The sequence below is a fragment of the Neptuniibacter sp. QD34_54 genome (assembly GCF_047778055.1).
GTDB lineage: Bacteria > Pseudomonadota > Gammaproteobacteria > Pseudomonadales > Balneatricaceae > Neptuniibacter.
Window position 1 is genome coordinate 2384105 of sequence record NZ_CP180546.1, and the last position, 12045, is coordinate 2396149.

Consider the following 12045-nt stretch of genomic DNA (forward strand, 5'->3'; position numbering starts at 1 on the left):
ATCTCCACTTAATTCCTGAGCAGGTTAATCATTTTTTAGCGATAGAGTTTTTTCTAGTCCTAACTGACATGCAGTTTTAACTAGAGAATCTGAAGGGTTAATCCACTTTACCGCTTTTTGCAAAGTTTGAGCTTTCAAACAAAAAGCCGCTAACAGCTGTAATGCTGCAGTATCTACTCGAGTGAGCTTTTCGCCATCTAAAACGATAGAATCAGCCGCGTTAATGTAAGTGCCTAACTTTTGCTGCCATTCAGTTACATTTGCAATAGATAGCTCTTCAGGCATTGCTAATACACTGTCAGCGCCCATTATAGATGTTCCTTATTTTCTGTATGACTTACGCCCTTATACTCCCCTAATACACTCTAATTTCTAAGGGGTATAAAAAAGTATCTATAAAATTCGCCTAACTAGCCTGATATGTCAAAGGAAATTTCCTATAAAACGCTTAAATTTCAGCATATTGCTAAAAAATCATAACAAGTGTTTATATATCAGCCAGTGTTCATACAAAGATAGACTGATAGATATCAGCCATTCAACCTAATAGAAGACAACTGCGCTTTACGACGATCTGTATTCTTGAGAATCATAGAACGCTCTTCTTCTGAAACTTTACTCCAGCGAAGAATTTCGTCTAAAGATCGAAAACACCCGACACAAATATCCTGATCATTCAGACAACAATTTCTTACACAAGGTGATTCAATTTGAGTGGGATTGGATTTAGAAAGCATAACCTCATTCCTTTGGCCAAACCGGCAACAACCATAACGGCAAACCATTACAATTTGATGTACCGACACCTAGCTCCTTCCGCAATTAAGTGAGGAATACTCCTCATTAACAGCATAGCAAACTTTGATCATTCCGCTCTTCAGCATTCGCTAATACAGGCCTTTTAGTTTTTAGGGAACCATTTGTGTAGCCGGCTCTCTAAATGAGCATTACCAGTATTTACAGGTTCTGTAGAAATGAAAAAAATAATTGCCATCTCAGCCATTTCAATTCTTGGCGTCGGTATTGCCACCCTATCCACCGGAAATGAGCAAGCCACCCTATCAACTGCACCAGCAATAACACAATCAAATCAGCTTGCGATAGCTACGTTCGCTGGCGGGTGTTTCTGGTGCACGGAATCAGATTTTGAAAAGCTTGATGGGGTTGTTCAAGTCGTTTCGGGTTATAGCGGTGGAGAGAAAGCAAATCCAAATTACAAAGAAGTTTCTGCCGGTTTAACCAAACACACTGAAGCGATCCAGGTTTACTACAACCCTGAAATCATCTCTTACGCAGGCCTACTCGAACATCTGTGGCGCGTTATGAACCCAACCGATGGAAATGGTCAATTTGTTGATAGAGGGAAACAGTACCGTCCAGCTGTTTACTATCATAATGCAGCACAAAAACAGGCAATCGCCCAATCTGTTGATGCACTAGTAAAGTCTGGCGTTTACGGTAAACCTTTAGAGACTGAAATCGCACCTTTTAAGAACTTCTACCCTGCTGAGGATTACCACCAAGATTATTATGCGAAAAACCCACTTCGCTATAGTTACTACCGTAATGGTTCTGGTCGCGATCAATTTTTATCAAAGGTTTGGGGTGAAAATGCTAAACATGACCTATCCCAATACAAAGGCCAAAGTTCAGATGCTGACTACCGTATCAAGCAATTCGTAAAACCATCTGAGCACTATTTGAAATCTAATCTAAGTCCACTTCAGTACAAAGTAACTCAAGAAGATGGCACAGAAAGACCATTTGATAACGAGTATTGGGATGAAAAACGTGAAGGTATCTATGTAGATATTGTCAGTGGTGAACCGCTCTTCTCATCGACGGATAAATATAAGTCCGGTACCGGCTGGCCGAGCTTTACTCAACCGATCAAGGGGGTAGAAATTGTAGAGAAAGAGGACAACTCCTTCTTTATGAAACGAGTTGAAGTGAGAAGTTCACGAGCTGATTCTCATTTGGGCCATGTATTTAATGATGGACCAGCTCCTACAGGCTTACGTTATTGCATAAACTCAGCTTCTCTTCGCTTTGTACCCAAAGAGGAGCTAACAGCCCAAGGCTATGAGCAATTTGCACAGCTTTTTAAATAAAAGTGCCCATCTACACAAATAAAAAAAGGCAGCGAGATTCGCTGCCTTTTTCTTATCCTTGATTTACTTTATCGAGCATTCCACGCGATACACTCTTCTAAAGTGACACCCTTACCGCCAAAGATATCTAGGGCGCTACCGATTGTAAGATCGACATTGCCTTGAGAAAGCTGATCCACCAGCTTTAGATCTTCTAGAGAACGCGCCCCACCAGCATAAGTTACAGGGATAGAACACGCTTTTCCTAAGAGCTTAACTAGCTCTTGATCTATACCACCCTGCAAACCTTCAACGTCTGCAGCATGGATTAAGAATTCAGCGCAATGCTCACCTAATTCTGACAAAGTATTCTCATTAACCGCTAGACTCGTCACCGTTTGCCAACGATCGGTCGCTATATTCCAACCGGTTTCCGTACGACGGCAGCTAAGGTCCAAAATAAGCTTATCAGCACCAGTTTCAGCTTTAATTCTCTCTAAACGTTCCCAGCTAAATTGGCCTTGATCGAATAGATAAGAAGTAACAATAACGTGAGATGCACCTGCTTCTAAAAACTCAGCAGCATTTTCATTATTTACGCCACCACCAAACTGCAGGCCGCCCTTCCAGGTTGATAGCGCTAATAAAGCCTGCTCTTTGTTACCAGGCCCTAAGGCAATGACGTGACCGCCCGTCAGGTTATGCTGCTGATAAAGTTCCGCATAATAAGCCGCATCATAAGGGCTGACATAGTTGGTATCAGCACCACTATCTTGCAAGCTACCACCAACAATTTGCTTAACCTGCCCTTGGTGCAGATCGATACATGGACGAAACTGTGTCACGCTATCTCCTGATCATCGAAGCTGAAAGGCGCTATTTTATAGAGCGAATCGCTTTAGGTATATGCCAATTATTTGATTCTTATACATAACGGCGCTTAGCATCAGTCACTTTAACCAAATACCGCTGGGTTTCTAATGGCATACGGCTCTGCAATCTCTGCCAAACACTAGAAGTAGATGATCGATTAATCACACTCATTGCTTGTCGACGATCACTAGAGAAACTTCGAAGAACATTACCTACACCACCGTTATAAGCAGCAATTATGCAAAACTCTTTGCTCTGAGGATCCTTTACCTCAACTAAATAGCGTGTTTGCAGAATATGCAGATAAGCACATCCCATACGGATATTATTCTCGACATTGAATAGATAATTTCTGGAAGGAGTACCGGCGCGACCATAGATCTCTTGATGGGCATCTCGTCCAGCCGTTGTTGGCACAATCTGCATGAGTCCATAAGCTGGAGCATGGCTGACCGCAAAAGGATTAAAGTGACTTTCGGTCTCAATGATCGCATACACTAAGGAGGGATTGAGATTGTATTGTCGAGAATACTTATCCACCAAAGCTGCGTAACGGTAGCGTCTTTTCAAACGGTGCTTTTCTATAAGTGGTAACTTAACAAAATACTCTGTTTTACTTACCCCATCAGCCATCTTAACTTGGCGTTTCTGCAGCGAATTTGCGATAAGGTATTTAGCATATCGTTCAGCACGCCAACCCCATCTTACAGGTTGTCCCTCGTTGTCTAATATTTGCTGGTAGAGAAAAGGCTCTCCACCCAAGGTAACCGGCGCATCAGAGTATAGGTCCACTTGGGTAGGATCTTCTGGAGACAGCAGTAAGGTAACTATCGCGCTCTGTAGCTTGCCCTGATCTAAAGTTTCAACTCGAATAAGTCCCTTTTCAAAGTCGACCACTCCTCGACTCAAATATTGATCGGTATATTTAACATAGGTCGTTGGAGTTGGCTGTAACGCTTTTTCTTCCCCCCAAACACTGCTAATCAGTTGTGAGAATTTTTTAAAGTCATTTACCAATCCTTTAGGGTTGGTCACCCAACCTGTCGCTTTGCTTCTAGCATGCGAGGTAAGCGCACCTTCAACACTTTGGCCTCTTGCGACACTGGTTGCGATTCGAAATGCATCATGAGTTGTACAACCAGTTAAACCTAGTGGAAGCAAGCCTAGTAAAAAGCGTCGGCGTGTGAGCATAGAACCTCTGATCAGGAGAGATAAAGCAGAAGATTCAAAAGAAACTTCCAGCTAACTTAGATTTACGACAGTAACCTAATCAGATTATCGGCCGCAACGATCAATTCTCAAAACACTTACTTAATTTGTGCATACCGCCTCTCCGGACGTCCCACACTGCCATAATTAACTTCTGCTGAGAGCTCATTAGTACTGACTAGAAATTCTAGGTACCGCCTTGCCGTGGTTCGACTAGCACCGATCTCCCCCCCTACCTCTTCAGCATTCAGTGGAGTATTTACCGCACAAAAAACATTTCGGACTTTATCTAAAGTAATACCATCAATGCCTTTTGGTAGGCGAGCCACTCCTGTGACAGTTGAAAGGCTTGAGCTTTGCCCACTAGACCGAGGTAGCACTGTATCCACATCACTTTGAGCCAATAACTCCATAGCTTGGAGTTTCTTAAGGTGTAGTTGATAGTTTTCGAGGGTTTCCTGCAGCCGATCAAAAACCAGTGGCTTTAAAATATAATCAAACACGCCACCACGCAGTGCCTCACGTAGTGTTTCCACCTCTTTAGCGGCGGTAATTAAAATGACATCTGTTCCTTGATTCCCTGAACGCAGTTTTCTTAATAGATCTAAGCCAGTCCCTGTCGGAAACTGGATATCAAGCAATAAAAGCTCTGGCTGCAGGACCTCAACCAGATCCTCAGCTTCTTCTAATCCGTGAGCAATCCCAACTAACTCAAACCCAGAGATACGCTCTAAAAACCGCTTTTGTATCTCAGCTATTTGCTGATCATCTTCTGCAATAACAACTCGAATATCACTCATCTTTTTATACTTGTTAATTGAGTTTTATTTCACTGAGTATCCATCTTTAGCAATACTCATTTCTCTAAACCTACGAATAAACCTCACCCCTGAGCTTTGGGGATATAGACGATAAACCGACTTCCCCCTTTCTCTCCTAGTTCACAGGTCACTGTGCCATTTAAATTTCCTAATAGCTGTTTCACCAGATGTAACCCGATGCCGTGTCCCTCTTTAGCTTTGCTGGTATATCCTTTTTCAAAGATTTTCTCCTGATCGCCTTCGGTTATACCTGGGCCTTGATCTTCAATCTCAAAAATTAGATCTGTACCCAGATCCAACATACTAAGCGCAACCTCACCACCTAAACCGGTATGCTCCCATGTGGCTTCAAGCGCATTATCGATTAAGTTGCCAATAATACTGACTAAGTGCTCTCGAGGAAGCTTGTCCGGTAGCGATAACATTCTGCTATCGGGATCGATAATGAGGTGAAGTCCCATCTCTTTAGCACGGTTATATTTACCTAACAAACACCCAGCCAATACAGGATCGGAGACCGCTTGACGTAATAACGTGATCAACTCTTGATGACTTTGTGCCTCTTGACCAATAAGCGCCTGAGCCTCGTCAGTTGCCCCTATCTGAATCAAACCAGCAATAGTATGCAGCTTATTAGAATATTCATGTGACTGGCTCCGTAAGCTGTCTGCATACTGCTGAATTCGCGTTAGTTTTTTACTCACCATCGCTAATTCGTCTTTGCGTCTAAAGCTCGAAACAACTCCAGTAATCTGATCACCTTGTTTTAAAGGCAGACGGTTCGCAATAAGGTTATGTCCATAGAGCCAGACCTCCTCGTCGAATTGCGGCTGCCCTGTTTTTAGCACCTCTAGCATTGTACTGTCAGGTAACACTTCTGATATATGACGCCCAGTCAGCTCTGCATAATCGGCTAAGCCTAGTGTTTCCACAGCTGTTCGATTAAAGGTCGTGATCTGTCCATCATTATTGATAGCGATTATCCCTTCACGCACCGATTCTAACGTTGCTCTTTGCTCATCAAATAAACGAGCGATCTGCTCTGGTTCCAAGCCAAAAATGGCTCTTTTAAAGTGATTAGCGAACCAAACAGCAATCATTGCGCTTAATAAAAATGACGCCCCTATAACAGCGATCAGTGTAATGCGATACTCTTCAATAATGTTTTCGACCTGATCAAGATGATAGCCAACCGATACCAGACCTATAACCTCACCCTCATTTGAAAAGATCGGCGCTTTCCCTCGCATAGACCAACCCATACTACCCAAGGCTTTAGACAGGTAGCCCTGGCCTGCAACGAGCGCCGGTGCATTATCGTCCCCTTCATCATCAGACATTGGCCGACCAATTTTTTCTGTTCGTGGATGCGCTAAACGGATCCCCTGCTTATCTCCAATCACAACAAAGCGAGCTTGAGTTTCTTCTGCCAAACGTAAACTTAAAGGCTGTAAATATTGGCTATCGCCCCTTTGTACTGCGTCGATGATCTGTGGAGCGACAGCAATTGTTTTCGCTACATCTAACGCTCTTTGACCAATCTGTTCATCTAGCGATTTATGCAGGTAATGGACCGCAAAAACACCGATAAAACCTGTCTGCACAATCGCCATTAATCCCAAAATCAGGATCATACGGCTCTTAAGCTTTAATCGGCTTAGCACTTTAATATCCAAACTCATTCAGTGAACTCGCTAAATACCCTAATCATTTGATACTTTAAAGCTTAGCTAACCTCGATTAAAAAGCCCCGTAAACATTATGAACAAAATGATTTTTAAGGATTAAAAAGCCATTAATTTCATAAGCTTCATTTGCCGAATAAACCTCACTACTTTGTAGGCATCACAAAAATAAATACGAGGTGATCTCGATGTTCGGTAAAGTTAAAAGCAAAAAAACTCTAATGGCGGCCGTATTAACTACATGCATGACAGCAGGTGTTTCCTACCAAGCTCAAGCAATGGAAAGTATTCACTTTCTAATCCCTGGTGGTGCAGGCGGTGGCTGGGATTCAACGGCCCGCGGCACAGGTGAAGCACTATCTAAAGCAGGTATTGTTGATACTATTTCCTACGAAAACATGTCTGGCGGTGGCGGCGGTAAAGCTATTGCTCATTTGATCGAGACAGCTGAACAGAAGCAAGACACCTTGATGGTGAACTCGACACCTATCGTGATTCGTTCACTATCCAAAGTATTCCCGCAATCATTCCGTGATCTAACACCAATCGCTGCAACTATTGGTGATTACGGCGCCTTTGTCGTTAAGAAAGATTCAAAATACACCGACTTCCAGCAAGTTGTAGCTGATTACAAAGCCAACCCACGTTCTATCAAGATCGCAGGCGGTTCGGCTCGCGGCAGCATGGATCATTTAGTTGCTGCAATGGCATTTAAAGCGACAGGCGGCGATGCACGTCAAGTTCGCTATGTTGCTTACGATGCAGGCGGTAAAGCAATGGCCGGCCTTTTATCTGGTGAAACACAACTGCTATCAACCGGTTTCAGTGAAGCACTAGCCCTAGCTGAAGCAGGCGAAGTACGTATTCTGGTCATGACAGGTAGCGAACGAAATGAAGCAGCCCCAGACGTTCCAACCCTCAAAGAGCTTGGCTATGACACTACATTTGTTAACTGGCGCGGTTTCTTCGCAGCTCCAGGCACCAGCGAAGCACAACAAGCAGAATTTATTGAATCTCTAGAAAAAATGTACGACACACCTGAGTGGGAAACTGTACGTTCACGTAATGGCTGGACAGAGATTTTCAAACCTGGCCCTGAATTTATCTCATTCCTAGAATCTCAGGAAAAAGAAGTTGGCGCCCTAATGCGCGAGCTTGGCTTCCTTAAGTAAACACACTCTCATTTCGCAGCAATATCCCTGACTTCGATTAAGTCAGGCCTTCTTTACCGAGGGCTTTGCCCTTTGGCCTCTGTCGACTGGCCCTCGGTTTTTTTTAAAATAGACAGTTATGGCCTCTGCCATAGCAGGAGGATCCTCATGACCTTATGCAAAGATCATATTGGTGGTCTGGTATTTCTCAGTTTGTCTGTAGCTTACGGCTACTATGCAACTCAGATCCCTTTACTGCCTGGTGATGAATTCGAACCGTTCCACGCACAAACAATTCCTAATGCTTTGGCAATAGTAGGTGGCGTACTGTCCATCTTACTGCTGGCTACAACCAAATCTAGCAATGACCAAAAGTTAGTTCTTAAAGGGTATGACTTCCCATTAGTACTCAAATTATTACTACTCGTTGTACTTTTTGCGTTAGCACTTGAATGGCTAGGTTTCTTAATTTCTACCATTTTCTTTTTAGTCGGTGGTTACTGGCTATTAGGCGAAAGAAGACCCAAGACCCTATTTATTGCATCGGTGCCTTTTGCCATTTTCCTATGGTTCGCACTAACCCAACTACTCGATATTTATCTGGCTCCAGGTAAAGCGTTAACTGTAATTTTTGGAGGCTGATCCCATGTTAGACGGAATTATTACCGGGCTTACCACTGCGGTTATGCCTTTTAACCTATTGATGGTCGTTGTTGGCTGCTTTGCAGGCACGTTTATCGGGATGTTACCAGGCTTAGGCCCTATTTCAGCCGTAGCCCTGATGATCCCAATCACTTACGGACTAGACCCATCTTCAGGCATTATTTTGATGGCCGGTGTTTATTACGGTGCAGTATTTGGTGGCTCAACTTCATCGATTCTGATCAATGCGCCTGGCTGTGCTAGTACGGTTGTAACCTCTTTTGACGGCTATCCACTTGCTCAACAAAAGCAAGCAGGTAAGGCTTTAGCACTTGCTGCATATTCGTCATTCACAGGCGGAACTATCGGTGCACTGGTACTGCTATTTGCAGCACCTGCATTAGCCTCTGTTTCGTTGAGTTTCCAATCGAGCGATTACTTTGCCCTGATGATTCTTGGTTTAACTGCTGTAGCGGCATTCTCTGGTAAAGGCCAAGTAATCAAAGCTCTAATCATGACCGTATTAGGCTTGATGATCGCTACTGTAGGTACAGATGTTACATCAGGCACAACCCGATTTACGTTTGGCAGCGTCGATTTGATCGATGGTATCAGCTTCTTACTTTTAGCGATGGCAACCTTTGCTTTAACTGAGGTAGTTATGACTGTGCTTAAAGGTCAGCATAACGAGAAAGAAGCACCTATGGATATGAGCCAACTAGGCAGCATGAAGCTAAGCAAAGAAGAAGTTAAGCACGTAGCCCCTACCGTTGGCCGCTCCTCCTTTTTTGGTTTCCTAATTGGGATCCTTCCAGGTGCAGGTGCAACCATCGCGTCTTTCCTTGCTTATGGTCTGGAACGTAACCTTGCATCAGCCAAAGAGAAACTAAAATTTGGTAAGGGCGCTTTACGTGGTTTGGCAGCACCTGAATCTGCGAACAATGCAGCATCTACAGGCTCATTCGTTCCACTTCTGACACTGGGTATTCCTGGTTCAGGCACAACAGCAATTATGCTGGGTGCATTAATTGCTTATGGTATTCAGCCGGGCCCTCGTTTATTTCTAGATAACCCGGACGTGTTCTGGTCTGTCATCATTTCGATGTACTTTGGTAACTTGGTACTGCTGATTCTTAATCTGCCGTTGATACCATATATCTCTCGACTACTGGTTATTCCAAGACCGATCTTAATCCCATTGATCCTTTTCTTCTCGATCACTGGTGTTTATCTCGTGAGCTTTAATAGCTTTGATATTCACATGATGGCGATCATTACGGTTATAGCCATATTCCTAAAACTACTTGAGTTCCCTATGGCCCCTATGCTGCTTGGTTTTATCTTAGGAGGTTTGATGGAAAACAACTTAAGCCGTGCTTTAACCATCTCTGATGGCAGCTTTGCCTTCCTTTGGGAGCGTCCTCTGACACTGAGCATCGTCATTACAGCAATCGTAATTTTAGCCCTTCCTCCAATCATCGAAGCTTGGAGAAAGAGAACTAATTCCAGCAAGAACCCGGGTTGCGAAGCTGCGATATCTGAGGGTGAAGGCTAGCCCTAGCCAAAATTCAATATAAGCAGGAATTTACAAGTCAGGCTGTAAATTCCTGCGATCAAATCCTACTCAACTTTAACTAATCCAAAGGAGGACTAGCGGATAGCTGTGCCTGCAATCCCCAAACTGAATGCCATTTTGCAGCACAGTTTTGACATTTTAAAACTCTAAGTCGGCTATTGAGCACTTAGGATTTCACAATTGATGTCCCAGTTGTCCTGAGTCAAATAGTCACTTACTGAAATACAAAGCTTCCCTCTGTGCTCGACACAAATCTGAGCAAGAGGTTCTAAAAAATACAAAAGAGGCAAACATGAAAAAACTAGCTTTATCAGTAGCTATTACCGCAACACTCGCTACCAGCACGTCCATGGCAGCAACAATCTACAGCGCTGACGGTTTAACTTATAAACTTAAAGGTGATTGGCAGCTTCAATTACGTGACGACTACAAAAAAGCCAATGATTTTGATGTAGAGTTTGATGATTTAGAGCTGAAGAACACAATCATTTACGATCTAGGCAACGATCTTAAAGCCTTCGGCCAACTAGACTTTTCCTTTAACGGTTCAGCCGACGATTCCAGTGCCAGCGATAGTAAATTGGAAGAAGCTTACCTAGGCCTTCAATACAGCAACTTAAAGTTAAAAGTTGGTAAAACCAATACGGCCGGTGACGAGTTTGGTGTGGAAACGGCTTATGAAACTATCCTTGATGAAGATCAGTTTGATGTAGTTAAAAGCTCTGGCGATGATCTTATCCGCCTAGAAGCAAGCTTTGATAATGCCACTGTAGTTGTATCACATGAAATAGCATCAGACGGCAACGCCAGCGAAGATGGTGAAGCAACAGATCTATTTGTTAGCACTAAACTTTCTCAACTATCTCTAGCAGCAGCCTACCAAACTCATCAGGCTAGCGGTTCGACCTATTCAGATGATACTTGGGGTATTAGTGCCAAATTCGATGCTGGTTTTGCAACTTTTGGAACGGATTTCAGTTCGACTGACTATGGCAACCCAGCGACAGCTGATGCTGACATCAGTAACTTAGTCGCTATTTTCCAGCCTCTAGAAACAACACGAGTAGCGCTAGGTTACGTAAATGTAGATTCTGATGCAGACAACCAAGATGCAAGCTCTTGGTACACCAACGTGACCTATAAATTCCCATCACAGAAGAACGTATCAGTCTTCGCCGAAGTAGCTAAAGCAAGTTTTGACGATGCTAGCGTTGATTCTGAAATCGACGTTCTTGCAGGCATGCAAATCAAGTTTTAATAGCTAAACGATGGCTCAATAGGTCCTCCCCTTCAAGCTTATTGAGCCATTCTTACTTTCTGGAGAACCTCATGAAAAAACTAGCTTTGTTGGTGACACTGATTTCAGCACCTCATGTAATGGCAGATAACCAGTTAATATTGGGTGAAGGCATTAAAGTTCACGCGATCAACGGCAGCGAAAATGTATCCTCTTTTTATTCCAACGATCGATCTTTAAACCTACCTGATGGGAATAACCAACTTCTTGTTTCCTACACGGCAGAGATAAAAAATGGCAGCGATTATGAGCTAGAGCAAAGCCATCCAAGTGTACTTTTATTTAGCTCAGAGAAACAAACCCTCACACTAAAAACACCAGATATCAAAACCGCAAGACAGTTAGAGCTTTTCAACCGCGAGCTTAACTGGAAACTTAAAAACGACAAAAACCCAATTCAATTTAAAGCAGAACTACTCCCACTAAAGGGATTCCGTTTAGGGATAGATTTTGAGAGAGAGCTAGCTGATTTTAATAGATCAAACAGCAATGCTAGCCAGCAGGTTTCAGTCATTGAAACACCCTCTGTTGTAAAAGGAGATAAAGTGACTGATGAACAAATGAAGCTGATTTTGTTGAAAAGCTTATATCAACAAGCCTCTTCTGAAACTAAAGAGGCCTTTAAAAACTTTATCCAATAATTGCGGGAAGGTTTTTGTCTCTCTGCACGATTTATTTTGAAAAATAGCTTGACAAAAACC

General features: G+C 43.2%; 12 protein-coding genes. 6 read left to right on the forward strand and 6 right to left on the reverse strand.

Features of this window, described 5'->3' with window-relative positions:
• Positions 1 to 24 precede the first annotated feature (24 nt).
• Both ACMXYP_RS10885 and ACMXYP_RS10890 read right to left on the reverse strand, forming a co-directional pair.
• Positions 25 to 309, reverse strand: a complete 285-nt coding sequence (locus ACMXYP_RS10885; RefSeq protein ID WP_415881669.1) for an STAS domain-containing protein — start codon at positions 307 to 309, stop codon at positions 25 to 27.
• A gap of 221 nt (positions 310 to 530) precedes the next feature.
• Entirely contained in the window at positions 531 to 785 is a 255-nt protein-coding gene (locus tag ACMXYP_RS10890; protein ID WP_415884664.1) for a DUF1289 domain-containing protein, read from the reverse strand.
• A 291-nt stretch (positions 786 to 1076) separates the two neighbouring features.
• Here ACMXYP_RS10890 and msrB point away from each other — a divergent pair, with 291 nt between their 5' ends.
• Positions 1077 to 2111, forward strand: a complete 1035-nt coding sequence (gene msrB, locus ACMXYP_RS10895; RefSeq protein WP_415884665.1) for a peptide-methionine (R)-S-oxide reductase MsrB — start codon at positions 1077 to 1079, stop codon at positions 2109 to 2111.
• A gap of 68 nt (positions 2112 to 2179) precedes the next feature.
• Here msrB and hisA read toward each other — a convergent pair whose 3' ends face one another.
• From hisA to ACMXYP_RS10915, 4 genes are all read right to left on the reverse strand, one after another.
• Positions 2180 to 2935 (reverse strand): phosphoribosylformimino-5-aminoimidazole carboxamide ribotide isomerase, encoded by a 756-nt coding sequence (gene hisA, locus ACMXYP_RS10900; protein ID WP_415881670.1) that lies wholly within the window; start codon positions 2933 to 2935, stop codon positions 2180 to 2182.
• Between the two features lie 79 nt (positions 2936 to 3014).
• Positions 3015 to 4154: a murein transglycosylase domain-containing protein gene (locus tag ACMXYP_RS10905; RefSeq protein WP_415881671.1), complete on the reverse strand. Its 1140-nt coding sequence runs from the start codon at positions 4152 to 4154 to the stop codon at positions 3015 to 3017.
• A 116-nt stretch (positions 4155 to 4270) separates the two neighbouring features.
• On the reverse strand, positions 4271 to 4972 hold the full coding sequence (locus tag ACMXYP_RS10910; protein WP_415881672.1) for a response regulator: 702 nt from the start codon (positions 4970 to 4972) through the stop codon (positions 4271 to 4273).
• A gap of 83 nt (positions 4973 to 5055) precedes the next feature.
• Positions 5056 to 6675 (reverse strand): ATP-binding protein, encoded by a 1620-nt coding sequence (locus ACMXYP_RS10915; RefSeq protein WP_415881673.1) that lies wholly within the window; start codon positions 6673 to 6675, stop codon positions 5056 to 5058.
• 191 nt (positions 6676 to 6866) lie between these two features.
• Between ACMXYP_RS10915 and ACMXYP_RS10920 the strand changes: the two genes are divergently transcribed.
• The 5 genes from ACMXYP_RS10920 (at position 6867) to ACMXYP_RS10940 (ending at position 11985) form a co-directional block, all read left to right on the forward strand.
• Positions 6867 to 7850 (forward strand): tripartite tricarboxylate transporter substrate binding protein, encoded by a 984-nt coding sequence (locus ACMXYP_RS10920; protein WP_415881674.1) that lies wholly within the window; start codon positions 6867 to 6869, stop codon positions 7848 to 7850.
• A gap of 147 nt (positions 7851 to 7997) precedes the next feature.
• Complete coding sequence (locus tag ACMXYP_RS10925; RefSeq protein ID WP_415881675.1) at positions 7998 to 8471, forward strand: tripartite tricarboxylate transporter TctB family protein; 474 nt, start codon at positions 7998 to 8000, stop codon at positions 8469 to 8471.
• 4 nt (positions 8472 to 8475) lie between these two features.
• Positions 8476 to 10026, forward strand: coding sequence for a tripartite tricarboxylate transporter permease (locus ACMXYP_RS10930; RefSeq protein WP_415881676.1), 1551 nt, complete (start codon positions 8476 to 8478; stop codon positions 10024 to 10026).
• 313 nt (positions 10027 to 10339) lie between these two features.
• A complete protein-coding gene (locus tag ACMXYP_RS10935) occupies positions 10340 to 11305 on the forward strand; it encodes a porin (RefSeq protein WP_415881677.1) in 966 nt (321 codons plus the stop codon).
• 71 nt (positions 11306 to 11376) lie between these two features.
• Complete coding sequence (locus ACMXYP_RS10940; RefSeq protein WP_415881678.1) at positions 11377 to 11985, forward strand: DUF2057 family protein; 609 nt, start codon at positions 11377 to 11379, stop codon at positions 11983 to 11985.
• Positions 11986 to 12045 lie beyond the last annotated feature (60 nt).